This window comes from Rahnella sikkimica (genome assembly GCF_002951615.1).
GTDB classification, from domain to species: Bacteria; Pseudomonadota; Gammaproteobacteria; order Enterobacterales; family Enterobacteriaceae; genus Rahnella; species Rahnella sikkimica.
Window position 1 is genome coordinate 3,465,826 of record NZ_CP019062.1, and the last position, 26,068, is coordinate 3,491,893.

Annotated in this window: 17 protein-coding genes; 5 read left to right on the forward strand and 12 right to left on the reverse strand. The window is 52.2% G+C overall.

The window, feature by feature from the left end; translation table 11 throughout:
* From BV494_RS16060 to BV494_RS16085, 6 genes are read right to left on the reverse strand one after another with little or no spacing between them, the layout of a single operon-like run.
* Positions 1–1,383 carry a DUF6880 family protein gene (locus BV494_RS16060; RefSeq protein WP_104923754.1) on the reverse strand — a complete coding sequence of 461 codons (1,383 nt, stop codon included), beginning with the start codon at positions 1,381–1,383 and terminating at the stop codon, positions 1–3.
* 19 nt (positions 1,384–1,402) lie between these two features.
* The gene (locus tag BV494_RS16065; RefSeq protein ID WP_104923755.1) at positions 1,403–2,182 is read right to left on the reverse strand and encodes a M48 family metallopeptidase; all 780 of its coding nucleotides are present in this window, start codon (positions 2,180–2,182) and stop codon (positions 1,403–1,405) included.
* Between the two features lie 8 nt (positions 2,183–2,190).
* Positions 2,191–5,505, reverse strand: a complete 3,315-nt coding sequence (locus BV494_RS16070; RefSeq protein ID WP_104923756.1) for a type I restriction endonuclease subunit R — start codon at positions 5,503–5,505, stop codon at positions 2,191–2,193.
* 3 nt (positions 5,506–5,508) lie between these two features.
* Positions 5,509–6,543: a virulence RhuM family protein gene (locus tag BV494_RS16075; RefSeq protein ID WP_104923757.1), complete on the reverse strand. Its 1,035-nt coding sequence runs from the start codon at positions 6,541–6,543 to the stop codon at positions 5,509–5,511.
* Positions 6,543–7,778 (reverse strand): restriction endonuclease subunit S, encoded by a 1,236-nt coding sequence (locus BV494_RS16080; RefSeq protein ID WP_104923758.1) that lies wholly within the window; start codon positions 7,776–7,778, stop codon positions 6,543–6,545. Before BV494_RS16080 ends, BV494_RS16075 begins: the two co-directional genes overlap by 1 nt.
* Positions 7,771–9,303, reverse strand: a complete 1,533-nt coding sequence (locus BV494_RS16085; RefSeq protein ID WP_104923759.1) for a type I restriction-modification system subunit M — start codon at positions 9,301–9,303, stop codon at positions 7,771–7,773. The genes BV494_RS16080 and BV494_RS16085 overlap by 8 nt, the downstream gene beginning before the upstream one ends.
* Before the next feature lie 181 nt (positions 9,304–9,484).
* On the opposite strand from BV494_RS16085, the gene cytX reads away from it, so the two are divergent.
* Positions 9,485–10,738, forward strand: coding sequence for a putative hydroxymethylpyrimidine transporter CytX (cytX, locus tag BV494_RS16090; RefSeq protein ID WP_104923760.1), 1,254 nt, complete (start codon positions 9,485–9,487; stop codon positions 10,736–10,738).
* A 40-nt stretch (positions 10,739–10,778) separates the two neighbouring features.
* Here the strand turns inward: cytX and ygjK are convergent, their stop codons facing one another.
* Both ygjK and ygjJ read right to left on the reverse strand, forming a co-directional pair.
* Positions 10,779–13,166, reverse strand: a complete 2,388-nt coding sequence (gene ygjK, locus BV494_RS16095; RefSeq protein WP_104923761.1) for an alpha-glucosidase — start codon at positions 13,164–13,166, stop codon at positions 10,779–10,781.
* The gene (gene ygjJ, locus BV494_RS16100) at positions 13,166–14,224 is read right to left on the reverse strand and encodes a protein YgjJ (RefSeq protein ID WP_226790090.1); all 1,059 of its coding nucleotides are present in this window, start codon (positions 14,222–14,224) and stop codon (positions 13,166–13,168) included. The genes ygjK and ygjJ overlap by 1 nt, the downstream gene beginning before the upstream one ends.
* Before the next feature lie 235 nt (positions 14,225–14,459).
* On the opposite strand from ygjJ, the gene ebgR reads away from it, so the two are divergent.
* The 4 genes from ebgR (at position 14,460) to BV494_RS16120 (ending at position 20,782) form a co-directional block, all read left to right on the forward strand.
* Positions 14,460–15,440, forward strand: a complete 981-nt coding sequence (ebgR, locus tag BV494_RS16105) for a transcriptional regulator EbgR (RefSeq protein WP_192938019.1) — start codon at positions 14,460–14,462, stop codon at positions 15,438–15,440.
* A 171-nt stretch (positions 15,441–15,611) separates the two neighbouring features.
* Positions 15,612–18,668 carry a beta-galactosidase subunit alpha gene (ebgA, locus tag BV494_RS16110; protein WP_104923764.1) on the forward strand — a complete coding sequence of 1,019 codons (3,057 nt, stop codon included), beginning with the start codon at positions 15,612–15,614 and terminating at the stop codon, positions 18,666–18,668.
* Positions 18,668–19,120, forward strand: coding sequence for a beta-galactosidase subunit beta (locus BV494_RS16115; RefSeq protein ID WP_104923765.1), 453 nt, complete (start codon positions 18,668–18,670; stop codon positions 19,118–19,120). The genes ebgA and BV494_RS16115 overlap by 1 nt, the downstream gene beginning before the upstream one ends.
* A gap of 162 nt (positions 19,121–19,282) precedes the next feature.
* Positions 19,283–20,782 (forward strand): amino acid permease, encoded by a 1,500-nt coding sequence (locus BV494_RS16120; RefSeq protein WP_104923766.1) that lies wholly within the window; start codon positions 19,283–19,285, stop codon positions 20,780–20,782.
* 69 nt (positions 20,783–20,851) lie between these two features.
* On the opposite strand, the gene mqo (BV494_RS16125) is transcribed toward BV494_RS16120, so the two are convergent.
* From mqo (BV494_RS16125) to BV494_RS16140, 4 genes are all read right to left on the reverse strand, one after another.
* Positions 20,852–22,504 carry a malate dehydrogenase (quinone) gene (gene mqo, locus BV494_RS16125; protein ID WP_104923767.1) on the reverse strand — a complete coding sequence of 551 codons (1,653 nt, stop codon included), beginning with the start codon at positions 22,502–22,504 and terminating at the stop codon, positions 20,852–20,854.
* 370 nt (positions 22,505–22,874) lie between these two features.
* Complete coding sequence (gene mqo / locus BV494_RS16130; protein ID WP_104923768.1) at positions 22,875–24,518, reverse strand: malate dehydrogenase (quinone); 1,644 nt, start codon at positions 24,516–24,518, stop codon at positions 22,875–22,877.
* 302 nt (positions 24,519–24,820) lie between these two features.
* Entirely contained in the window at positions 24,821–25,606 is a 786-nt protein-coding gene (locus BV494_RS16135) for an anti-sigma factor family protein (RefSeq protein WP_104923769.1), read from the reverse strand.
* A complete protein-coding gene (locus BV494_RS16140; protein WP_439958365.1) occupies positions 25,603–26,058 on the reverse strand; it encodes an RNA polymerase sigma factor in 456 nt (151 codons plus the stop codon). The genes BV494_RS16135 and BV494_RS16140 overlap by 4 nt, the downstream gene beginning before the upstream one ends.
* Positions 26,059–26,068: the final 10 nt, after the last annotated feature.

Here is a 26,068-nt window from a genome sequence, read left to right on the forward strand (position 1 = left end):
TCATGACGCCTTATTGTACTGCGCCCAGAAACTGTATTTACGCCCGTGTTTGGCTTTAACTTTCGCCATATACTCGACATGGTTTTGCAATGAAGAATAAGCATCTATATTTTTATCGAGCTGATCTAATTGCTGTAAATAACGGGCACCGTGATGATAAGCCTGTGTTCTACCGCGTTCTAAAATATCGTCTGTCAGAGTGCGTAGCAGGATGATGCGGAAAAGTCTGTTCTCCTCAGGCACTTTACCCAGCAGTGAAACTAACTGGATATAATGCCACTCAGAGAATTCAACAGCCTGTTCAATCGCGATTTTTTCGGCTTTAGAATTTTCCCCAAGCTTGAGTAATGGGTCCAGTTGATCGTAAAGCTCTGTTTCATTCGAGACCAAAACAATCAGCTTTTCGCGTAATTCCCTTGCATACTCCTCAGAAACCAAAGGTTGCACTCGTTGAAAATTCTCAAACGTCGGGCTGGCATCCATCAGCTCAATCAATGTGCTCAGGTGTTTTTCCGGTTGATTTAATCCCAGATAACACTCGGCTAATAACGACAAACGTCTTGCATCAGGTTTGTTCCTCCCATGTTCTCCCCAGTCTTTTTGCAACCAATTCAGGGCTTCATCATAAGCGCTGCAGCTAAGACTGAATTGAACCATGCTTTCCATTTGCAGAGAATTTGGCTCAGGGCTTCCCAACAGAGTCGCTCTGATGAACAGAGTAGGATCTTTCAAAGCCTCAGCAATACTGTGAAGATTAACCGACCAGTTTATAGATTCTATGTCGCCTTTTTTCTTCTTCAGCGAAGCAACTAACCCTCGCTCGTAATAATCTGCCAGTTGCCTTAATTCATCTTCTGAAAGTAACTGGTTTGCATTCGGCAATAACAAATCCAGAACGCCATAATCATTATTATCAGCTAATTTTTTGATAACCGGCACCCAACCTGTTGCCGGCACAGCGCTCAGGCTGGCTGTTTTTAACCACAGTAAACAAGTATCCCGATAAACGTCGCCGACGCTGCCATCCGAATCATCACAACGGTTCAGGCTATTTTCTGCAGTATCCAGAAGATCGTCGGCTAATTTAAATGCCAAATCGGGTGAGCCCGGTAAAACAGTATTCTCGATATCCATCTGTAACTGATAGATTTCTTCAGCCAGTTCACCTGCTTGGTAATAACTGTAAAAATAGGTGGATCGGCCCAGAGATTTGATCTCTTTTTTGAGGGATTTAACTAATTCACTGATGTCTTTTTTGAGTAAGAGTCGCTCTATTTTTGCATCCAAAAAGTCATCTTCACCATAAAGCGAAACAATAAACCGCGCCAACTCAACGCTGTCTAATAAAGCGAGTTCATCGGCTAAACCTTGTTGTTTTTTCATGATCTTGCTCCTGACACAATTATCCCGCATGGCTCCCATTGAGCAGCGCGGCGGCCATGCCATCAAGGTGAGATTTGATTTTTTCCCAGTGCGGCATGACCTGTTTCATCAGGCGGTAAAACTGCTCGCTGTGATTGTGTTCAGCAAGATGACAAAGCTCATGCAAAATTACGTAATCGATGCATTCACGCGGCGCTTTCACCAGATGAGGGTTCAGCGTAATGCGCCCTTGCGGTGAACAGCTTCCCCACTGGGTTTGCATGGTCTGAACACGCAAAGGTGGCCGGTCACTGACCCATAACGCCTGCCCGAGCATTTCTTCCAGCCGTCTGGCGAAAACCTCTTTGGCGCGGTCTTTGTACCATTCATTGAGTAAAACCCGGATCCGCTCCGGGTTTCTTTCCCGTACGGTAATTTCCAGCCTGCCGCGCAGCATTTTGACGCGCTGTCTCTGCGCAGGCTCAACCAGGATTTTCAGCATGTACTGCTTGCCGAGGTAGTAGTGGCTTTCGCCGCTGATATATTGCCGGTCGGTGATGTGCTGTTGCTGGGCACGAAACTCCCGCAGCTGTTGCCAGATCCAGCGGCCGCGTTTTTTCACCGCGCCGAGCACTTCTTCATCTGAGCTGTTTTCAGGCGCAGCCACCTGTATCCGGCAGTCCGGATGCACTTTGATCAGCACTTTGCTTTTCTGGCTACGCCGGACGCTGATTTCAAAACAAATCCGCTCATCCCCGTAGTGAAAACACAGGTTCGGTGACGCTTTTTGCGGACGCGGGACTGCAATTCGGACGCTCATTTTATCCCTCAGACACCGGACAGGCCGACGCGGGTGATTTGCACCACGCTTTCAATAATCATATTCACCTGATGGATACCCGCGCCAACGCTTTTACATTCTTGGAATAAACACGGCAGCAAACTGGTACGGATCGCTGATTCGATATTTTGCGTATTAATAGAATTTTCAGTGACGGCGCGGTCAACGGCGGTATCAACGATAAACGCCAGTTCTGTCCATTTCTTTTCAACCTGCGAGTCTGCCACCGCAAACACCTGAGGTAAGGCTTTTTTGAAAACGCCGTAATAAGCCTGTGCGTGTTTATTGCTGCCAAAAGCATCCGGGATGTCCTGTAACCGGCGGTTTTCAACGTCCTGCATGAATTCGGTATACAACAGATATTGCTTTGACGGGTGATCGAACTGCTTTTCAGCTTCTTCGATAGTTTTCAGTAATAAGGTGGAGAACTGTTCGCGGGCATACGGATCATCATGCAAATCCTGTTCAATCATTTTCGTAACGCGGGTTTTGATGATGTCAGTTTCATTGCGGGTTTTATCTTCCGACCAGGAAGCATCGGGGGTTTTCGGTTTGTGCCGCCCCATTTTTGAGACGTCATAGACCGCCTCCGGCTCCTGTATCTGCACGCCGACCACGTGTTTATCCAGCAGATTTTTTACCTGGCTGGCATATTCTTCGTAATCTACCGTTTCACCGGCGTCCTCTTTAATTTGCAGACGCAAAATCGAAAGCTGGCGCACGGTCTCTTTGTAATTATAACGGTCAGCATCACTAAAACTGTTGTCTTCGAAGAAAGTCGCCGACTGCAATGCCACTTTCAGACAGCTGGAAAACGCACTGAGCGCCTCGTAAAAATCTTCCCGCGCCTTCAGATGGATATCCACAAACTCGCCGTTGCGCTGTTCCATTTTCGGCACCAGCACCTGACGCAGCTGTTCCGCATCACCGGTATTTACACCGTCGAAAATCGCCCACAGCGTTTTGTATAACAGAGGCAGACGCTTATATTCGCTGCTCATCTGATTATACAGGCCGTCGATATCGTTGATGTCATATCCGCCCTGCGTGCGTGATGCCAGATCCTGATATTTGGCAATTGTGGTATCCAGCTCGGCCAGCACGCCGCGATAGTCGATCAGCAGACCTTCTTTCTTTTTGTCATGCAGCCGGTTTACGCGGGCAATGGCCTGGATCAGGTTGTGGCCTTTCAGCGATTTATCGATGTAAAGCACGGCGTTCTGCGGCTCATCAAAGCCCGTCAGCAATTTATCGACTACGATCAGCAGCTTCAGGTTTTCATCTTTCTCAAAGCGGGTAATCAGTGCCTGAGTATATTTGCGTTCATCCTGGCTGCCGACGTTATCCTTCCACCATTTTGAGACTGCTGGCAGCGTGGCTTCGTCGATGTCGGTATTGCCCTCGCGGGTGTCCGGCGGGCTCATGACCACTGCAGACTCAAACAGACCGGCTTCATCGAGGTACTTTTTGTATTTGATGGCGGAAAGTTTACTGTCGCACGCCAGCTGGCCTTTCAGCCCGTCGGCGATGTGTTTACTGAAATGATTGGCGACGTCGAGCGCGATTAAGCGGATACGATCATCGGCGCTTTGCACTTGACCTTTACGGGAATACTTACGCTTTAAGTCAGCGCGCTGCGCCTCGCTTAATCCTTTCGTGATGCGGTCAAACCAGCTGTCGACGGCTTTCTCGTTCACGTTCAGCTCAGGTTTTCTCTCTTCATACAGCAGCGGCGATACGGCTTTATCCTCCACCGCGCGCTGCATGGTGTAGGCGTGAACTATCGGCCCAAATTTGTTGGTCGTTTTGTCGTCTTTGAGCAACGGCGTACCGGTAAACGCGACAAATGCGGCATTCGGCAACGCGAGTTTCATGCGGATATGGTTTTCGCCGCCCTGACTGCGGTGGCCTTCGTCGATCAGCACAACAATATTGGCGTCGTCGTTGTAACATTCGGGCAATTCGGTTGCCGACGTAAATTTCTGAATAAGCGAGAAGATAATCCGCTCTTTACCTTTACTGATCTGTTCCGCCAGCCGCGCGCCGGAGGTGGCCATCGCATTCCTGAAATCATTTTTCCCGGATAACTGATCGCCCGAAGCGAAGCTCTTGCTGAGCTGGGCTTGCAGATCAACGCGGTCGGTAACGATGATAAACCGGCAGGCTTTCAGCGAGTCATCCAGCAGAAGCGCCTTGCTGAACAGCACCATCGTCAGCGATTTCCCTGAACCGGTGGTATGCCAGATAACACCGCCCTCGCGGCCACCTTTGGCGTTTTTCAGCTTAATGCGGTCCGTCAGACGTTTGATGCCGAACACCTGCTGATAGCGGGCAATCACTCTGCCAATCTTTTTGTCGAACAAGGTATACAGGCGGATCATGTCCAGCAAACGCGCCGGTAAAAGCAGGCTGATAAGCATCTGATCCTGGCCGGTCACAGCCAGTTTCCCGCCCGCAATCAGTTTCTGATACCAGTCTAAATCTTCGGGTTTACGGTGGCTGAACAGGCGGGTGATTTGCTGCGGGCTAAGTTTTTTATTCTTCACCGCCAGCATTTCAGCATCGGTGATATCTTCTTCGCGCCAGCCACCCCAGAATTTCAGCGGTGTGCCGCAGGTGGCGTAGCGCCCGTCGCTGCCGTTAATCGAGAGCAGTATCTGGCTGTAGACGAACAGATGCGGGATTTCGTCATGCATCTGATTACGCAGGTTTTGGGAAATACCTTCTTCGAGTGTCGGGCCTTTCTTGCCCTGATTGACCGGGCGCTTAGCCTCGATCACCACCATCGGAATGCCATTCACAAAACCGACGATATCCGGTTTCCGGCAATCAAAATGCGAGGACCCGATGCCGCCGGTGCGGGTGACGCGAAACTCTTCGGTCACCAGGAAGCTGTTATTGGCGATATTTTTCCAGTCCACCAGTTCAACGGTCTGGCTGGTTTTACGGCCATCAATAAACTCGGTCACCGTGATGCCATACAGCAAATGATTATGCATACGCTGATTCGCCAGCTTCAGCCCTTCGTTGAGCGCCGGGCTGCACACTTCACTGATAATGTTTTCGACAGATTTTTCGGATAACGGATGTTCTTTTCCGGCGTAATGAAAACGGCGGGTTTGCAGCACCCGGCGCAGCTCTTCGCGCAATACCACGCTGTCCTGTTTGCCGTCGCGGGCGTCCAGCGCCTGCTGCGGAGAAAGAAAACGCCAGCCCATGTGGGTCAGCAAAGTCAGCGCCGGTAATTTGGCGATGTATTCTTCTTCAAACTTCGGTGGCGTGTGCAGCCCGGGTTGCGACATCAGTTAGTCCTTTTTCTGCGCAATGGCGTGAAGTGCCTCAATATTGCTTTTCGCGCCTTCCGCTTCTTTCAGGCGACGACGCTGTTCGGTGAATTGTTCATATTGCTGGCAGGCTTTTTCATCAGCTTCTTTTTTACTGGTTTTACCGCTGCCCTGCAAAATATCCAGTTCATTAAAATTAAGAAACTGTTCCAGCTTATCCTGCCAGCTTTTTAAGAATATCTGCTGACGGCGTTTAGTCTGGTCTTCGGCGTAATCCAGCCACATGGAGATAATACGGTTGAGCTGGTCGATTTCCTCTTCGCGCAGATAATTTTTGGCGATGGTGATATCGGTTTTACGCACGTTGTCATATTTGAAACTGGTCAGCCCCATATCAGGCAGATTAACGTCAGCACGCTGAGCGATGATTTCCGCCGCGGTTAAACCGGTGCAGGCAAAATGTAATTTGTTCTGGATGGCCTGAAAGAACCGGGCGGTTTCTTTATCCGACGGCTGATAATCCGCTGCCATGGCAAATATATCTTTAATGCGCAAATAAATGCGGCGCTCGCTGGCACGAATATCGCGGATGCGTTCCAGCATCTCATCGAAATAATCCGGCACCACCGATTGCCCGACAGGCGGATTTTTCAGCCGCACATCGTCCATCACAAACCCTTTAATGACATATTCCTGCAGGGTTTGCGTTGCCCACTGGCGGAACTGCGTACCCCTGGCAGAACGGACGCGATAGCCGACGGACAGAATCACTGCCAAATTATAATGACGGATCTGCCGGTTTATCTGCCTTACGCCTTCGGTTTGAACTTGTAAGTAATCCTTACAGGTTGAACTTTGAGCATGTTCACCTTCTGCATAAACCGCTTTGATATGCTGGGTGATTGCCTGCGGTGTGACCTGATAAAGCTCTGACATCCCTGCCTGAGAAAGCCACAACGTATCTGACTCAAAGCGACATTCCAGCCGTACGCGCCCGTCAGCGCTTTGAAACAGAACAAATTCTCCCGCCGGAGCCGTTGTCACTTTCTCATCCATCAGGCTGTCTCCACGTTCACCCGGCGCTTGCCGGTCAGCAATTGCTGCATCAGGGCCGCCTTTTCCTGTTTCAGGAAGGCCAGTTTCTTTTGCAGAAGCTCTATTTCGTTATCTGCGGCGGTGAGAACGGCGGCGATTTTTTGTTGTTCTGGGAGTGGGGGAAGATTTATTTCCACTGATCGTAAAATAGAAAGATTTAGCCCGCCTCGTCCTCCATCACCTCCTGAAAGTGAACGTAGCTCACTGTATCGGCTATCCATATTTTGATATATAAACTCAGCGTAAGCTTTTTGGGGGTTGAAAATAGCAGCAGCTATAGACTGGTTTGTACATAACTCAATTTTATTTAATGCAACAGTACCCCGCGTCTTTCCTTGCCCAGCCAATGCTATTAGCAAACAATCTCTCGGGAGTATTTTTGCACTGGAGTTAGAAAGGCCAAGTTCAGTGATACGCCCTGTAACTTCATATACTTTTTTAAGATTTATTTCTCCCGAATTCATCCACGGTATATCTCCATCCCAATACTCTTTTTTACTAGTAAGTGGTGTCGCTCCTGCGGTTAGTAATGATATCTCACCTAATCTAGTATAATTCCACTCTCCCTCAAACCCCGGCAGCCGCTTCTTCCCGGTCAACAAACTCTGCATCAGCGATTTTTTCTGCTGCTGACTGTTGCCGATAAGATGTTCCGTGGTTGTAATCGCCTTATCCCAGGTAGAGAGGATTTTGGCGATTTTTGTTTGTTCTGGGAGTGGGGGGAGTAAAACCAACACATTGCGCAATCGATCAGGCGAAGTATGTTTTACCTTTGTACCTGAGGCTTGCTCAGCAATCTGTTTTCTTACATCAGGAGAGTTATATATTAAATATATAAAATTAAGGTCTATACGCTTAGGGTCCGTAATACTTATCAGGCCTAATCTCTGATTATGTAAATACTTGCCATCCAAGGGAATAGAAATAGCACTACCTAACAATCCTGCGGCTTGCTCAGTCATTGCTAATAAAACACTACCTTTATTAAGAATATATCCGTTAGGAATATCCCCAGTGTAATATTTAGTCTTGTGCTTTTGGTCACGGAAACCGCCATGCTCATAAAAATGCCCAGGAGTTAAAAGTACATAATCACCTTGCTCAGAGAAAAATTCACTCTTGAAAGCAAAACCATGTTTTATAGATATGAATTTTTCAAAAGTGGTTTTCTCCCAATTCTCCGGAATCTTACTCATAACCCAGCTCCTTCAGATATCCCGCCATTTCCACTTCCAGCGCATTGAGCTGAGCGGTTAATGCCAGACGCTCTTCCCGAACAGCGACCAGATCGATTTCCTCTTCTTCTTCAAAGGTATCGACATAGCGCGGGATATTCAGGTTGTAGTCGTTGTCCTGAATCTCTTTCAGGCTGGCGATATAGGCGTATTTCTCTACGCTGTCGCCTTCGCGGTAAGTGGCAACGATTTTGGCGATATTTTCCGGGCTGAGTTCGTTCTGGTTTTTATTAGATTTATATTCCCGGCTGGCATCGATAAATAGCACGTTTTTATCGATTTTATTCTTTTTGAAAATGAGGATCGCCGCCGGAATACCGGTGCCGTAAAACAGTTTTTCCGGCAGGCCGATCACCGCATCCAGCAGGTTTTCGTCGATGACCTGCTGGCGAATCTTCCCTTCGCTGGAGCCGCGAAACAGCACGCCGTGCGGAACAACAACGCCCATGCGACCCTTTACCGGATCGAGGGTTTCGAGCATATGCGAAATAAACGCAAAATCACCTTTGGTTTTAGGCGGCATTCCCCGATGGAAGCGGTCGAATTTATCGACTTCGTTATTACCGAGTTCATCCTGAGCCCACCAATCTGAGAGGCTAAACGGCGGGTTGGCGGTTACCAGACTAAACAGCATCAGGCCACCTTTCTTATCCAGCAATTTCGGGTTACGAAGCGTGTCACCCCACTCAATTCTGTGGTTATCTTCGCCGTGCAAAAACATGTTCATTTTCGCCAGCGCCCAGGTAGAGCCAATGGCTTCCTGACCAAAAAGCGCATAGTTTTTTGAGCCGTGCTTAGTGCGCACGCGGGCACCACATTTGATCAACAACGATGCCGAGCCACAGGCCGGGTCACAAATCGTGTCGCCGGGCTGTGGGTCTAACAGTTCCGCCATTAAATCAGACACTTCCGGCGGGGTATAAAACTCACCGGCTTTCTGCCCGCCACCCGCAGCAAATCTCTTGATCAGATATTCGTAGGCATTGCCGATCACATCCAGCGTACCGACGCGACTTAATTTAAGGTTAAGTTCTGGCTTATCAAAGTGTTCAAGGAGAGCACGCAGAATTTCGTTCTTCTGTTTTTCTTCGCCCAATTTATGGGTGTTGAAGGAGATATCCTGAAACACGCTGGTACCGGCTTCCTTCAATTTGGTACCGTTCTCTTCTTCAATAGCCTGCAACGCCTTATCAATACGCTCACCGTTTTTTGCTTCATAACGGCGGTCATATAAAGCATAAAAGCTGGCGTCACGCGGCAGAACAAAACGCTCACTTTTCATCAGCGCTTCAATTAACTCAGGGGAATCGCCGTGCTCTTTCTGATAAGTATCGTAATGATCCTGCCAGACGTCAGAGATGTATTTCAGAAACAGCATGGTCAGGATGAAATCTTTATAGGTATCCGCGCTGATAGTGCCACGGAAGGTATCGCAGGCGTCCCAAAGTGCTTTGTTAATATCGTCTTGTTTTACTTTATCGTTCATTCGGGTCCGTCACTCTTTATCGTTTGGTGAAAAGCATGGCGGCATTCTACCCTCATCACCTTCCGGCAAAAATAGCGGTTTGGCCGGAGAAGGAAAATCAGACATAAAAAAACCGCCCGTCATCAGATCCTCACCGCACTATGCTATAACAGACGTTCGCTGTGGCAACCAAATTAACCCCATGAAAGATAATAGTATTTATTCTCCTCAGGCTTCAGTTCTGGAAAAATCACGGGTTCTCGGCTGGTCCGATTTATTCTCGCTGTGGTTTTCGTTAGGCATGGGCCTGATGGTCTTGCAGGCCGGTGCAATTCTGGCACCCGGATTAGGGCTGGCGGGTTCGATTGCTGCCATTGTGCTCGGTTCCGCTCTCGGCGTCGGGCTGCTGGCGCTGGTCGGCGTGATTGGCGGCCAGACCGGTTTGTCTTCGATGGCCTCGCTGAAACTCAGTCTGGGTAAACGTGGCGTCGCGTTGCCGGTCATCTTCAATCTGATCCAGCTGATTGGCTGGGGCGCGTTCGAAATCGTGGTGATGCGCGATGCGGCCAGCCTTCTGGCAAAACGTGCATGGGGCGGGGAAAGTGTCTGGGCCAATCCGACGATGTGGACATTCATCTTTGGTGCCGTCGCCACACTGCTGGCAGCCAGCGGCCCGCTGGCGTTTATCCGCGTCGTGCTGCGCCGCTGGGGCATCTGGTTATTGCTGGCGAGTTGCGCGTGGCTGACCGGTTATCTGTTCCTGCACGCCGATTTATTAACGCTGTGGCACAAAGCCGGAGATGGCTCGATGCCTTTCGCGCTGGCCTGCGACATCGTGGTTTCGATGGCTTTTTCCTGGCTGCCGCTGGTGTCGGATTACACGCGTTTCGGCAAATCTGCCCAGCAAAATTTCTGGGGCACCGCCTGCGGATATTTCCTCGGAAGCGTCTGGATGATGTCGCTCGGCGTGGCGTATACCCTGGCTTTTGTCAGCACATCCTCCGACACCAATGCGTTACTTCTGGCGCTTTCCGGCGTCGCGTTCGGTATTCCGCTGCTGCTGATTCTGGTGGATGAACATGAAAACGCCTTTGCCGATATTCACTCGGCGGCGGTTTCTGCGGGCACTTCCGTACCCGTCGGGATCGGAAAACTGACGCTCGGCATCGGCCTGTTGTGTACGCTGATTGCCTGGGGCGTTCCGCTCACGCAGTACGAAAACTTCCTGCTGCTGATTGGCTCGGTGTTTGCGCCGCTGTTTGGCGTGGTGCTGACGCATCATTTTGTTCTGCACGCTCAGACCCATAAAGACCTGAATGTGCATTCACTGGCAGCATGGATTATCGGTATCGCGGTCTATCATTTGATGGCTCACCTGCTGCCGGACATCGGCGCGACCCTTCCGTCGCTGGTGGTCGCAGGACTGGTGTGCTGGGGACTAGGGCGCAAATCCTGACCTACGAAAACCACCCCGAAGGGCGGTTACGTCTGCTGAATTATTTCAACTTACCCTGTCCGAAGAAATCATTATAGAGCATATATAGATGCGCAGAGCTCCATGAAAAGTTGGGTGCGCCCTGCTGCTGGCCGTTGAGCGGATTGTAGTTTTCGCGGATCGGGCCGTCAGTCATCAGGCCGTCGGCGTGGTCGAAAAAGACCTGCGCCATGACGATGGCGTCGTTGCGATAACCGTATTGTTCCATGCCTTTCAGGCCGAAATAAAGCTGATCGACCCACACGCGGCCGCGCCAGTAAATGTCTGCGCCGAACGCCGGATTGGTCAACGACGCGGTGCCGAGCGGCACGTAGGTGTTGAACTCACGCACATCTTTCATGACTTTCACCACGGCGTCGGCGTGTGCCTGCGTCGCCGCGCCGTTGAACAACGGCGACCAGCCTTCCGGGCCTTTTCCGCGTTCGACGATCGGTTTGCCGGCGCAGCCGTTTGCCAGCGGTTTTTCCTCAATTCTGATGTCATAGAAGAAGCCGCTGCGGTCGTCGAACATGCAGGTATTTATGTACTCCGCCAGTTTGCTGGCTTTCGTGCGGAAGATGTCCGCATCAGTTTTCCTGCCCAAAATGTCAGCCATTTCAGCCAGATATTTGTTATCGCTGAACATGTAGCTGGCTTCATCGACCGATTCCTGTAGCAGGGAATAGCCCAGCAGCGTGCCGTCGGCGGCGCGGTTTTCGGCGAAGCTCACCTGCCAGTCCTGCTTTTTGCCGCCATTTTTGACGTATTTCGCCAGCTGACCGGCATCGATGAAACCGAAAGCCGCAGCGTCGTCGCGACCTGATTCCCATGAAGCGGCAACCTGCGCAGGGATTTCAATGCTGTCGTATTTGCCGGATTTCACCACGCGATCGTAGTTTTTCAGCCCTGATTCGTTCTGCTCTTTTTGCCCGTTTTTGACGGTAAACAGCATTTTCCCGTCGCCGGTGTTGTGCGCTTTATCGCGCGTTGCACCGTATTCCGGCACGCCGTTGTGGTTGTGATCGCGGTTGCGCAGCCACCAGTCGTGATAGGCGACCAGTTTCGGATACATTTCTGCCAGCCACTGTTTATCACTGGTCGTTTTGTAGACCTCCATCACCGCCCACGCCGCCAGACTGGGCTTGGTGTTGCGCTCATTCCAGTTGGTGCCGTCGCCACCGCGTTCCGCGCTCAGGTTATAGGCGATGAGATCGGGAACAAAACCGGCGTCCCACGGGCGAACCGCATCACCGGGCTGGATCTGAAACGCGAATACCGCACGGATATTGTCTTTCGCCACTTCAGGGTTGAAATGCGCCATCGCGTAGGCCTGTTTCCAGGTATCCCACGGCCAGGTCTGATTGCCGGAGAACCAGCGTCCCGTGACCGAAGGCGTCACGGAATCAAATTTCATCGCGCCCGCCGCGCCGCGCCAGTTGCCGTTCAGGGTTTCGATCGCTTTCACCGCCACGCGTTCCTGCGCCGCCGTCGCGTGAGGGTTGGTCAGTCCTTTACTGAGATAACCTTCCCAGCGCTTTTCCGAGGCAGCGAGATAGGCTTGCGGATGCGCCAGAATATCGGCAATTTTCGGCTGCTCCTGCTGCGCTTCGGCGGCAGTCAGCAGATGTGAATACGTGGTGTAAATCGTGGTGGAACCGGCGATTTGGGCTTTCGCGGTAAACTGATGGCCTTGCGCGATAGTCTGCACCGGCAGCGATTTATGGATCTGATATTCCGATTCGCCGGACGTCATCAGGCTCGAAGCCGCACGCACTTTGCCAAACGTCACCCGCAGACCATCAGCGGTGGGAATGATTTTTCGGGTATAGCCGGGATATTCCTGTTCGATGGTTTTATCCGACTGCGGCTTTCCCTCCTGAGCGTGAAGTTTTTCCAGCAATGCGCCGTCCCAGACCAGTTCCAGCGGCGCGTCGGTGGTGATTTTGGTTTCCAGCAGCGAGGTGCGGTTAGTGACAAAACGCAGCGTCAGATCGACACGGATCCCGGGCGCAGTCAGCGTCTGAATTAACGCACCGGGAATGCTGTAAGCAGTCATGCTCAGCGGGACCTTTTTGCCGTCTTTCCAGACCGTCAGGCGATCAAAATTATCCGCCATAAAGTTGATGTACTCTTCCGTCAGCAACGCCGGGCCGGGGAATCCGCCCATCCCTTCCGCGCTGGCCGGTAATAAATGTCCGTGCCACGAACCGTCGTCAAATAAAGGATTAAAACGCTGATGTTCATCAAAATCATAATCGAGCATATATTCCGGCGCGCCCGTTCGGTTAATCACGCTCTTATATTCACCGGCGCGCAGGGTATTGGCGGTTTCAGCCATAACATGGCCGGAAATAAATAATGTTGCGACGATAAATAAAGCAACAGGTTTACGCTTGCTGACGGTTTTCATTATGATTTACCCCAATAGAAATATTGCATCAGAAATAGTGAATTGCTGGCACCGGTATTGTCGTTGCTCATATAAAATTTGCTGTCGAGCGCCGTGGCGAACCGGCCACCGTAATATTCGTACCAGATACCGGCCTGCGCGTAGGATGTCGTGGTGTCCGCCGCGTTATCTAAATGATGCTCGGCGTAACTGTAGGCGGTGGAGAAATAGAGGCCGGATACCGCTTCAATCATGGCGCTGACCATCGCGCCGGATTCGCTCCCCGGATGATTGCCGTCGCCTTTGCCGGTGTGATGCCAGACGCGCCCGGCGAGGTTTTTTCCCTGCAATCCGGCGAGGAATAATTGCCCGGTGCCGTCGGTAAGTTCGAGGCCATTGAGCAGCGTCAGGCCTTCGGTCAGGTCATATTGCGTATAGCCGTTGACCATCGCGCGATACGTGTATTTGTCTGAATAGCGGTCATATTTCCCGAAATGCAGCAACGCGGTACTTTCATTCACGCGGCTTTCCGGTGCGGCAGTCACGCTGTAGCGGAATTTTCCGGTGAGATTTTGGATTTTTGCCGCCTGCGTTAAATCGCGCGTGTTGGGAATGACGTAGCCGTATTCCGGCGTGAAATCGCCCCACCATTGCAGGTCGTCCAGCGAAGAATCGTTGCGCATACTGAGGATCATTTCAGTACCGTTATCGGTCCGGTAGCCGCCATAAAAACGGTTCAGACCGCCTTCAAATCCGCCCCAGCTATGGTCCGGCACCCAGGCGTTTCCGTGATGATCGGCCTGCACCGTCCAGCCTTCGCCATAAATAAGCCCGAACCAGTTGCCGTGCTTTATTTCCAGGCCGCCTTCGATATAGGTGCCGTCGCTGTATTTGTGCTGGTCTTTACCGTTTAAATAGATGCTGCCGCCGCCGCCCATTTCGCCATAAAAACGGTAGGCGGTTTCACCTGCATTTTTTGGCGTTATTTCCGGTGACGGTAAAACGTTATGTTCAGCGGGCACGACAGATTCCTGCGCCCAAGAACTTATTGGCGAGGCGAATAATAAAATCATGAACATTTTGTGGAATGATATTTTCTTCATAGATTGCGCTTCGCTCAGGGTGAACTTTTAGAATTGAGGTAAAAAAGTAAAACGCAGTCTAGTAAATATTTTACTAAAATATACTTAAATATCGGTAAATCGTTAACCCTGTCACATGGAGATTTTGGGGGCTTACGCATCCGGGGCGGGTGTACATAAGCCGCTGATCACATTAAGCTACGGCTTTGGTTTACCTGATGATGAGACGCTGATGGCTACTTTGAAGGAAATCGCTGAGGCCGCGAACGTATCCGTTGCGACGGTTTCACGCGTGCTAAATGACGATCCGAGCCTGAGCGTGAAAGCGCAAACCCGGCAGAAGATTTTAGAAGCGGCAGAACGCCTGGAATATAAACTGTCGCCGTCCAAACGTAACGCCACGCACCGGATGACCTTCGCCGCGCTTTTCACCTACCGTCAGGGGCTGGAAATCGACGACCCTTACTACCTTTCCATGCGTTATGGCATTGAAACGCAGTGCGAAAAACTCGGCGTTACCCTCATTTCTGGCTATGACTTCACCGGCGATAAACCGCTGCCTGCCGCCGACGGTTTTCTGGTTATCGGCCAGCCGCAAACGGCGCTGCACACTCAGCTCAGTCAGCAATCCAGCCCGGTGGTTTTCATTGATGGCGTGATGGAAGACCCACAGTTCGACTGCGTAAACGTTGATCTCTTTAAGATCAGCCAGAAAGTGATCGACTTCTTTATCGGTCAGGGCTATTCGCGGATCGGTTTTATCGGCGGGCGCGATCTCCCGGAATTTGCCGACCAGCGCGAACAGGCGTTTGTGGAATATGGCCGCCTGAAAAACGTCGTCCAGCCGCAAGATATTTATTACGGCGATTTCACCAGCCAGTCCGGCTACCAGTGCGCGAAGAAAATGTTGCAGGAGAACACGCCGTTTCCTCCGGCGCTGCTGATCGCCACCGACACCATAGCGCTGGGCGTGACCCGCGCGCTGCTGGAACACGGCGTGAAAATCCCGGAGCAAATCGCGCTGATCAGCGTCAACGATATCCCGACCGCACGCTTTGTTTTCCCTTCTTTATCAACGGTTCGCATCCAGTCCGAAACCATGGGCGCGCAGGCCGTTAACCTGCTGACCGAACGTCTGCGTGATGAACGCAGCGTCCCGCTTTCCGTGTTTGTACCCAGCGCTCTCCAGCTGCGCGACACCACCCGCCGCTAAATTCCCCGGCTTTAAAAAGGATCATCAGTCGCAGTAAAAATTAACGGCATGATCCTTCTGCGTATTATTTAATTTTTGTGATCCCCTGAACAATCGGTAAATGTTTTTAGTTATTTTTACTAAATATTTACTATCTTATTTCCCATAGAAACACGTCTCAGGAGAGATTACGTGAATAATTGGGAAAACATCGACAAGCAGTCAGAGAACCGTTTACCGCCGCGCGCCCGCTTTTTCAGTTATGAAAATGCACAGCAGGCGCGGAGCTTTGACCGCTCGGCCAGTCAGCATTTTCAGCTGCTCAGCGGACGCTGGCAGTTTCGTTATTTTGAGCACCCGGCTTTAGTCCCGGACGAATTCTATAATCAGCCGGTATCCGGCTGGGGCGATATCGCCGTACCGGGCATGTGGCAGATGGAAGGCCACGGCCAGTTGCAATACACCGATGAAGGTTTCCCCTTCCCGATCGACATTCCTTTTGTTCCGGCCAATAACCCGACCGGCGCGTATCAGCGGAAATTTCATCTCGATGCCTCGTGGGAGAATGCGCAAACGCTCATTAAATTCGACGGCGTCGAAACCTACTTCGAAGTGTACGTGAACGGCCATTACGTGGGTTTCAGCAAAGGCAGCCGTCTTTGCGCAGAGTTTGATATCAGCGCTTTTGTGCAGCAGGGCGAAAACCTGTTGTCGGTGCGCGTTTTGCAGTGGGCGGATTCGACTTATATCGAAGATCAGGATATGTGGTGGATGGCCGGGATTTTCCGCGATGTGACCCTGACCGGAGAGAATGCCGTGCATCTTCAGGACCTGACCGTCGTCACCGCGTTCGATGAAAACTACTGCGACGCCACGCTGCAAATTGACACCGTTTTGCATAATCACGGTAAACCTGTGAACGGCTACCGCCTGCACGCGCAGTTAATGGATGGCGAAAATTGCGTGGCGGAGCTTTCTTTCTCTGACCTTTATCTCGCGGATGAAACCCGCTGCCATCTTGAAATCCCGGTCAGCCAGCCGCGCCAGTGGAACGCCGAACATCCGGAGTTATATCAGTTGTTGCTGACGTTGTATGACGACGCGGGCAGCGTGATTTCCGTAGTGCCGCAGCGCGTGGGTTTTCGGGATATCTGCGTGCGCGACGGGCTGTTTTACGTCAACGGGCGCTACCTGAAACTGCACGGCGTAAACCGTCACGATCACGATCATCGCAAAGGCCGCGCGGTCGATATGGCGCGGGTTGAGCGCGATATCATTCTGATGAAACAGCACAACATCAACTCGGTGCGCACCGCGCATTACCCGAACGATCCGCGCTTTTACGAACTCTGTGACATCTACGGTTTATTCGTGATGGCCGAAACCGATCTGGAAAGCCACGGTTTCGCGAACGTCGGCGATCTGAGCCGCATCACCGACGATCCGCACTGGGAACACGCCTATGTTGAGCGCATCGAGCGGCATGTAATGGCGCAGAAAAATCACCCGTCCATCATCATGTGGTCGCTCGGCAACGAATCCGGCTATGGCTGTAACATCCGTGCGATGGCCGCGCGCTGCAAAGCCCTCGACCCGGCGCGCCTGATCCATTACGAAGAAGATCGCGACGCCGACGTCACCGACGTCATCAGCACCATGTATTCACGTGTACAAATGATGAATGCGTTCGGCGAATACCCGCACGCCAAACCGCGCATTATCTGCGAATACGCCCACGCGATGGGCAACGGCCCCGGGGGATTAGCAGAATATCAGGCGGTCATGAACCGCCACGCCAGCCTTCAGGGGCATTACATCTGGGAATGGTGCGACCATGGTTTGCTGGAAACCGGCAAAAACGGCCAGCCGCGCTATGCCTACGGCGGCGATTACGGCGATTACCCGAACAACTACAACTTCTGCATGGACGGCCTGATTTATCCGGATCAGACTCCCGGCCCCGGCCTGCGTGAATACAAACAGGTGTTGTGCCCGGTGGAAATCAGCCACGCCGGCAATACGCTGCGGGTCAAAAACCGTTACTGGTTCAGCTCACTGGAAGACATCACGCTGACGCTGACCGTGCAGGTGGCAGGTCGCTGTCTGGAAGATCATCAAATCGCCCTGCCGCATCTGCAATCCGGTGAAAGCGAAACGGTTCCGCTGCCGGAATTCACCGCCAGCGGGGAGGAAACCTTCCTGAATATCCGCATCAGCAAAAACAGCCCGACCGCTTACAACGAAGCAAATTATCCGCTCGGTCATTATCAGGTGTTGTTGCAGGCGGCTCAGCCGCTGGACGTTTTTCCGGAAAATAAGGCCACGACTGCGCTGGTCTGCGACGAGCAAAAAAATCAGCTGATCGTTTGTGGCGAAAACTTCCGTCTGGAATTCTCCCGTCTCGACGGCGAGCTGAAATCCTGGCAGACGGACGGCGAAGAGATTGTCGGCCGAGCGCCGAAACTCAACTTCTTCAAGCCGGTTATCGACAACCACAAGCCGGAGTTCGAAGGGATCTGGCAGCCAAATCATCTGCAAATCCTGCAGCAACATTTCCGCTCGATGAGCTGGAAAAAGCAAAATGACGACGTGGTGATTGAAGTTCACAGCGTCATCGCGCCGCCGGTCTTTGATTTTGGGATGCGCTGCTTTTACCGCTGGCAGATATCGCCGCAGGGCGCGGTCAGCCTGGATTTATCCGGCACGCCGTATGGCGATTTCAACCACGTGATCCCTAAAATCGGGCTGGATTTTGGCCTCAGCCGCCGTTTCGGACAGGTGGAATATTACGGGCGCGGGCCGGGTGAAAACTATCCGGACAGCCGTCAGGCCAACCTGATCGGCCATTATCAGCAACCGGCGGCCAGCCTGTTTGAGAACTACCCGATGCCGCAGGACAACGGCAACCGGCAGGATGTTCGCTGGCTGAGCCTGCGTGACAAAACGGGCAACGGCATTTTCATTCAGCCGCGCCAGCCGCTCAATTTCAGCCTGTGGCCGTACAGCTCGCAAATGTTGCAACAGGCGCAGCACATCGACGAACTCACGCCGGACAGTTGCCTGACGCTCAATCTCGATCACCAGATCATGGGACTTGGCTCGAACTCCTGGGGCTCGGAAGTGCTCGATTCCTACCGCGTGTATTTCACGGCATTCCGCTACGGTTTTACGATGTTACCGTTCCGCCAGCAGGACACCGACAGCTTGAGTCTCGCGCAATTCAGCATCCAGCCGCAGGAGGCAAACTGATGATTACTCTCGGGTCTTTGGCTGAATTTCAGCAGCGTTATCCTGCCGGGAAAAAATGGCAGCGCTGCAGGGAAGCCATTAATAATATTGAAAAACTTCGCCCCGGCGTTTTTCACTCCATCGGGGATTCGCTGGTGTACCGGTTGGCGTCCGGCGCGGAACCTCAGCGGGAAACGTTCGAAGGCCACCGCCGTTATTTCGACGTGCATTACTACCTCGAAGGACGCGAAGAAATCGAATTCGCTGCCAAATCCGCGCTGGAAAATATCGCGCCTTATTGTGATGAAACCGACCGCGAGCTGTTTTCCGGCTGCGGCGAAAAAATCACGGCCCAAAAAGGCAACGTCATTATCTTTGAAAACCACGAAGCCAGCCGGTTCAGGCCGGAAAAAGACGTCAAAAAAGTCATCTTAAAAGTGACCATCGAAGAAAGTTATTTCGTTAATAAATAATAAAAATCTTACCCAAAATAATTCGAGTTGCAGGAAGGCGGCAAATGCAGGAATCCCGATGAGCTTACACAAGTAAGTGATTCGGGTGACTAAGTGCAGCCAACACACCTGCAATTTGAAGTATGAAGGGTAAACCCTACAAAATGAAATTCTGGAGAACTTATGGCCGGGTCGAGCAGAAACACAATCGGTAAATTTGGATTGTTGTCCATGACATTTGCCGCCGTTTTTAGCTTCAATAACGTCATTAATAACAATATTCAGTTAGGCATCGCCTCTGCGCCGGTCTTTCTGGTGGCGACGATCATATACTTTATTCCGTTCTGTCTGATCATCGCCGAGTTTGTCTCGCTGAATAAAAACTCGGAAGCCGGGGTTTATGCCTGGGTAAAAAGCGCACTCGGCGGCCGCTGGGCATTTATGACCGCCTACACTTACTGGTTCGTGAATTTATTCTTCTTCACGGCGTTGCTTCCGCGCGTCATTGCTTATGCGTCGTACGCCTTTTTAGGGCACGACTATATTTTCACGCCCATCACCACGGCGATTATCAGCATCTGTCTGTTCGCATTTTCGACATTAATTTCCAACAGCGGGGCGAAATTACTCGGCCCGATGACGTCGGTGACGTCCACGCTAATGTTGCTGCTGACGTTCTCTTATATTGTGCTGGCGGGCGCGGCATTAATTGGCGGCGTGGAACCGGCGAACCCGATTAACGTGGAAGCCATGACGCCGCACTTTAACTGGGCATTCTTAGGCATTATCGCGTGGATATTCCAGGCGGCAGGCGGTGCGGAATCCGTCGCGGTTTATGTGAATGACGTTAAAGGCGGCAGCCGTTCGTTTGTGAAAGTCATCATCATTTCCGGGCTGGTGATTGGCGTGCTGTATTCCGTCGCGTCATTGCTGATTAACGTTTTTGTGGCGCAGTCCGCGCTGCATTTCACCGGCGGCACGGTACAGGTTTTTGAAGGATTATCGGCGCACTATGGTTTACCGGCCGTCCTGATGAACCGTTTTGTCGGCGTGGTTTCCTTCACCGCGATGTTCGGATCACTGCTGATGTGGACGGCCGCGCCGGTGAAAATCTTCTTTACTGAAATTCCTAAGGGGATTTTTGGTGAGAAAACCATCCGTCTGAATAAGCACGGCGTTCCGACGCGTGCGGCGTGGATCCAGTTTTTAATCGTTATCCCGCTGATGTTAATTCCAACGTTAGGCTCCAACAGCGTGCAGGAATTAATGAATACGCTGATCAACATGACCGCCGCGGCGTCCATGCTTCCGCCGTTGTTTATTATGCTGGCGTATCTGAACCTGCGGCTGAAATACGATGACGTCGAACGCGATTTTAAAATGGGTTCCAGAATGCAGGGCATCACCATCGTCAGTACGCTGATTGTGATTTTCACCGTCGGGTTTATTGCTTCGACCTTCCCGACCGGTGCGAGCATTATTACCATCGTGTTTTATAACGTCGGCGGGCTGGTACTTTTCCTTGGATATGCGTGGTGGAAATACAACAAATATTCCAAAGGGCTGGATGATAAAACGCGTTATCACGAAGACACACCGCTGGCGAGAATTGTGCTGGAATCACAGAACGAAACGGCGCGTGTGAAAGCAGCGAATATCGCAAAACCGCTTTCCGGCGCGTAGATCGGAATTCTGAGCATAAAAAAACCGCCTGAGAAATCAAGGCGGTTTTTGTTTTTCTGGGATCCGAACCTACAGCGCGATATCCGCAGGTTGTTTCGGTTCTTCTTTAGTTTGCACATCGAGCGGACGGAGTTGCACAACATCGGCAACCGGCGTCGTTTCCATTGACGGGATTTCCAGCCCGAGAATGCGGCTGGTTTCCAGCAGCTCTTTCCGGGTCGCTTCCACATTGCCGTTCAGCTTAGTGCCGTAGGACGGAATGATTTCGCGGAATTTCGCCTGCCATTCAACGCTGGCGGCTTTCTCTTTGAAGACCGTTTCCAGCAATTTCATCATGATAGGTGCCGCTGTCGATGCCCCCGGAGAGGCGCCCAGCAATGCCGCAATGCTGCCGTCTTTCGCGCTGACCACTTCCGTGCCCAGACGCAAAACGCCGCCGTGCTTGCCATCTTTTTTGATGACCTGCACGCGCTGTCCGGCAACCCAGCGTTTCCAGTCTTTCTGCTCGGCTTGCGGGAAAAACTCCTTCAGCGCGGCATGGCGATCTTCATCGCTCAGCATGACCTGCCCGACCAGATATTTCACCAGATCGAAGTTGCCCATGCCGACGTGCGTCATCGGCAGTAAGTTGGAGCTGTTCACGCTGCCAAACAGATCCCACAGGGAACCGTTTTTCAGGAATTTACTCGAGAAGGTGGCGAACGGCCCGAACAGCAGAACCTGTTTGCCATCGATAATGCGGGTGTCGAGATGCGGCACGGACATCGGCGGCGCGCCCACGGCGGCTTTGCCGTAAACTTTCGCCAGATGACGTTTCACCACGTCCTGATTTTCAGTCACCAGGAATTCACCGCCAACCGGGAAGCCGCCGTATTCACGTGCTTCCGGAATGCCGGATTTTTGCAGCAACGTCAGCGATGCACCGCCCGCGCCAATGAAAACGAATTTCGCATTCACGACGTGGTGTTTGTGACTGTGCTTCAGATCGGTAATGGTGACGCGCCAGGTCTTGTCGCGGTTGCGCTGGATATCGCGCACTTCCTGACCGTTCGCCAGCGTGAAGTTGGATTTTTTCTGTAACGCGTCAACCAGCTGACGGGTCACTTCACCGAAGTTAACGTCCGTGCCTGCCGTGGTGCGTGTCGCAGCGACTTTCTGACTCGGGTCACGGCCCTCCATCACGGCCGGGATCCACTGTTTGATTTGTTCCGGGTCTTCCGAATATTCCATCCCGCGGAACAGGGTGCTTTCCTGAAGCGCAGCGAAACGTTTGCGCAGGAAACTGATGTTGTCATCGCCCCAGACAAAGCTCATGTGCGGCACGCTGTTGATGAAAGAGCGCGGATTATTCAGCACACCTTTCTGCACCTGATACGCCATAAACTGACGGGAAACCTGGAAGGCTTCGTTGATCGCCACGGCTTTCGTGATGTCGACAGAACCGTCGGGCATCAGCGGGGTGTAGTTCATTTCTGCCAGCGCCGCATGACCGGTGCCCGCATTGTTCCAGCCGTTGGAGCTTTCCTGTGCCACGCTATCCATGCGTTCGATCATGTGGATCGACCAGTCCGGCTCGAGTTCCCGGAGATACGTCCCCAGCGTTGCACTCATAATTCCGCCGCCGACCAGCAATACATCAACGGATTTTTCGTCTTCTGCGGCCGCAGGCTCGCTGGCACCCAGTGAGTCACGGTTGAGAAGCATACCAAGTATCTTTCTCATGACGTCTGTTTCTCTAAATGTTCAGTTCTGTTTTGTTAAGACTATCGAACAAGAAATTAGCAAAAAAACACGCGGGATCGTTACTGAAACTTCATTTTTTCAAATGATGGCTACGAATATAACATTATCACTACATAATTTAAAAAAGGATTTAACGTTTCAAAAAAACGGTAGCCAATGATGTGATCTCCCTCACAGCCCGCAACCTGCCTGGGTTTTTTAACCGTTTTAAAGGGTTTTAAAGCGGAAGTGAGCCGTACAAAGAATGCGCTATTCGTGCTAAATCGGGTTTTTAGGAAAGTGGCGGAAAGAGAGAAACAAAAAAGGCGCAGTTTCCCGCGCCTTCAAAATCACAGCTTAATAAATCCGATCAGAGCGCGACGTCAGCGACGACTTTTTGCTCTTTTTTCGGTGCAGCATTTGTCTCTGCCGCCGGTGCAGGGTCTGCCGCTTTAGGCTGCGGGTTGTCCAGCATCAGAACGCGGCTGGTGTCGCCGAGTTCTTTCTCGGTGGCAGCAACGTTGCCGTTCAGCTGAGTGCCGTAAGAAGGGATGATTTCCTTCAGTTTGGCCTGCCATTCCGGGGTGGCGACTTTGTCTTTGAACACTTTTTCCATCAGGTGCAGCATGATCGGTGCCGCGGTAGATGCGCCCGGTGATGCGCCCAGCAGCGCGGTAATGCTGCCGTCTTTGGAGCTGACCACTTCGGTGCCCAGACGCAGAACGCCGCCTTCTTTCTCATCTTTCTTGATGATCTGTACGCGCTGACCGGCTTCCCATAAGCGCCAGTCTTCTTTCTTCGCGTCCGGGAAGTATTCACGCAATGCATCGAAACGGTCTTCGTCGGACAACATCACCTGGCTGACCAGATATTTCACCAGATCAAAGTTGTCGATACCCACGTGGGTCATCGGCATGATGTTGGAGAAATTCACGCTGCCGAACAGATCCCACAGGGAACCGTTTTTCAGGAATTTGCTGGAGAAGGTCGCGAACGGCCCGAACAGCAGAACCTGTTTACCATCAAGAATACGGGTGTCGAGGTGCGGAACGGACATCGGCGGGGAGCCGACGGCAGCTTTACCGTACACTTTCGCCAGATGGCGTTTCACGATTTCCGGGTTCTCCGTCACCAGGAACTGACCGCCGACCGGGAAGCCGCCGTAGTTATCCGCTTCAGGAATACCGGATTCCTGCAACAGGGTCAGGGATGCGCCGCCCGCACCGATAAAGACGAATTTCGCCTTGATGACGCTTTCTTTGCCGTCATTTTTCAGGTCAGCCACCGTCACGTTCCAGGTGTTATCCGGGTTACGTTTGATGCCGCGCACTTCATGGCCGAGGCTCAGTGAGAAGTTGGGTTTTTTCTGTAGTGAAGCTACCAGCTGACGGGTGATTTCACCGAAGTTCACGTCGGTGCCGATCGGAATACGAGTCGCCGCGATTTTCTGTTTCGGGTCACGACCTTCCATCACCAGCGGGATCCACTGTTTGATTTGCGCCGGGTCCTCTGAATATTCCATGCCACGGAACAGCGTGCTTTGTTGCAGCGCCGCGAACCGTTTACGCAGGAAATTGATGTTGTCATCACCCCACACAAAACTCATGTGCGGCGTGCTGTTGATGAAGGAACGCGGGTTGTGCAGAACGCCGTTCTGTACCTGATAAGTCCAGAACTGACGGGAAATCTGGAAGGATTCGTTGATTTCGACCGCTTTGGAAATGTCGATGCTGCCGTCCGCTTTTTCCGGCGTGTAGTTCATTTCAGCCAGCGCAGAGTGCCCGGTACCGGCGTTATTCCAGCCGTTGGAGCTTTCCAGCGCCACACCGTCCAGACGCTCGACCATGTCGATTGACCAGTCCGGCTCTAATTCCTGAAGGTATGTCCCCAGCGTCGCGCTCATAATGCCGCCGCCGATCAGTAACACATCAACGGGCTTTTCATCTTCTGCGAACGCTGTCTGGCTGAATGCAACCACGTTAAGGCAGAGGATCATGGCGAGTATCTTTCTCATGACGTCTGTTTCTCTGAATGTTTAGTTTTAGTTTTGCAGGTGAAAGCTATCCAGATTCCCTGGATAAACGAAATCAACAACCCGGTGCGGTGGGGAAATAAGCGATTATTTCCTCAGAGTCTGAAAGGACAATAATGGGGAGTAACGAAAACCGCGGTGAACAACGACAAATCAACCACACAAATGTTACCGAATACTCATATTATCGAGATTTCGTAAACAATTTAACATTGCCGTTACGTGCATTAAAAATAGTTTACTGCTTTAAATAATTACATAAGTGAGTTTTGCAGAGAAACAACTCAGACGAGGTTTGCCCGCAACACCCCGGCCTGTGCGGCCAGAACGGCTGCGGGGCTGTGGCCGACCAGCATGAAGTTGTAGCCCGCCTCGCGCCAGTAAACGACGTTCATTTTTTGCCGGATTTCGCTTTCCTGCGCCGTATTATCACGGTGTTCGCTGCGGGTAATGCACAGCGCCATCGGCCCGTATCGCGCATCAAGGTAAGTGATCTGCGCAATATCGTAGTCATCGTAATGCAATATGCGGGCGTTTTTCAGCTCTGCGCCCTGCACTTCCAGCGCCGCCGGGCTGAGCCCGATGCCCATCGTTTTATGCACCCGCGCCAGCTGAATTTGTTGTTGTTCAGCAGAATCATTCACGTCCGCCAGCGTCTGCGCGGTGTACAGCGACATGTAATCCGCCACGCGATCGCGCCAGTTATCTTTGGAAGCATCGCCCGGAAGCAACGCGGAGTAGCGTCCGGCGAGCAGCCCGACGGCCAGAAAACTGACGGACGCCGCCAGTAACGCACGGCGGCTGAATCCGCGCGAACGGGCAACCGGTGAGTCCGGTATCGCGTCCAAGGCGGCCTGCAAACGCCCCACCGGCGCGTCCTGCAACATCGACCCGAAAGCATCGTGAAAAGGCAAATTGCTGCGCGCCATTTGCGCCAGACGTCCGTCAAGCACGTCATCCTGCGCCAGCCGTTCATCAAACTGCGCCCGCTGATTTTCGCTCAACCGGTTGTCAAGATAGGCGACCAGCACGTCATCGGAGAATGGCGCTGGCGGGATTTCGCGGGTCATTTTTTCTCTCCCTGTTGTGGCTGAGCGCCGGTAGCGGTGTCTTTTGCCAGCGTAAGCCGGGCGGCGGCCAGGCGGCTCATGATGGTACCGATAGGCACTGACAGCGTCATTGCCGCTTCCTGATAGGTAAAACCTTCGACATACACCAGAAACACCGCGTTCCGCTGGGCTTCCGGCAGGGCATTCACCCGCTGCATCACCTGCGTATGCCAGTGCCGGTCTTCAAAAGAGAACGTATCGACGGGCACGTCTGTTTCACTGATATCGACAAATCCCTGCCCCTGACGGACGTGTTGCGCCCTGAGTTCGTTGACCCATATTGAGTGCAGAATGGAAAAGAACCAGCGATCGGCTCCGGCGCGATCAACCACCTGCGCGCAGCGTTCAAGTGCCCGCACGCAGGTCGATTGCACCAGATCATCTGCCACGTCCGGCTTACGCGACAGCACCATCGCGTAACGC

Bases quoted from the DNA above. Each gene is read 5' to 3' on its own strand.
- mqo (WP_104923768.1), bottom strand. From the start codon at position 24,518: ATGAGAAAGATACTCGCCATGATCCTCTGCCTTAACGTGGTTGCATTC.
- BV494_RS16115 (WP_104923765.1), top strand. From the start codon at position 18,668: ATGATTACTCTCGGGTCTTTGGCTGAATTTCAGCAGCGTTATCCTGCC.
- mqo (WP_104923767.1), bottom strand. From the start codon at position 22,504: ATGAGAAAGATACTTGGTATGCTTCTCAACCGTGACTCACTGGGTGCC.
- BV494_RS16085 (WP_104923759.1), bottom strand. From the start codon at position 9,303: ATGAACGATAAAGTAAAACAAGACGATATTAACAAAGCACTTTGGGAC.
- BV494_RS16070 (WP_104923756.1), bottom strand. From the start codon at position 5,505: ATGTCGCAACCCGGGCTGCACACGCCACCGAAGTTTGAAGAAGAATAC.
- BV494_RS16065 (WP_104923755.1), bottom strand. From the start codon at position 2,182: ATGAGCGTCCGAATTGCAGTCCCGCGTCCGCAAAAAGCGTCACCGAAC.
- BV494_RS16135 (WP_104923769.1), bottom strand. From the start codon at position 25,606: ATGACCCGCGAAATCCCGCCAGCGCCATTCTCCGATGACGTGCTGGTC.
- ebgR (WP_192938019.1), top strand. From the start codon at position 14,460: ATGGCTACTTTGAAGGAAATCGCTGAGGCCGCGAACGTATCCGTTGCG.
- ygjJ (WP_226790090.1), bottom strand. From the start codon at position 14,224: ATGTTCATGATTTTATTATTCGCCTCGCCAATAAGTTCTTGGGCGCAG.
- BV494_RS16120 (WP_104923766.1), top strand. From the start codon at position 19,283: ATGGCCGGGTCGAGCAGAAACACAATCGGTAAATTTGGATTGTTGTCC.
- BV494_RS16080 (WP_104923758.1), bottom strand. From the start codon at position 7,778: ATGAGTAAGATTCCGGAGAATTGGGAGAAAACCACTTTTGAAAAATTC.
- ygjK (WP_104923761.1), bottom strand. From the start codon at position 13,166: ATGAAAACCGTCAGCAAGCGTAAACCTGTTGCTTTATTTATCGTCGCA.
- cytX (WP_104923760.1), top strand. From the start codon at position 9,485: ATGAAAGATAATAGTATTTATTCTCCTCAGGCTTCAGTTCTGGAAAAA.
- BV494_RS16060 (WP_104923754.1), bottom strand. From the start codon at position 1,383: ATGAAAAAACAACAAGGTTTAGCCGATGAACTCGCTTTATTAGACAGC.
- BV494_RS16075 (WP_104923757.1), bottom strand. From the start codon at position 6,543: ATGGATGAGAAAGTGACAACGGCTCCGGCGGGAGAATTTGTTCTGTTT.
- BV494_RS16140 (WP_439958365.1), bottom strand. From the start codon at position 26,058: ATGGTGCTGTCGCGTAAGCCGGACGTGGCAGATGATCTGGTGCAATCG.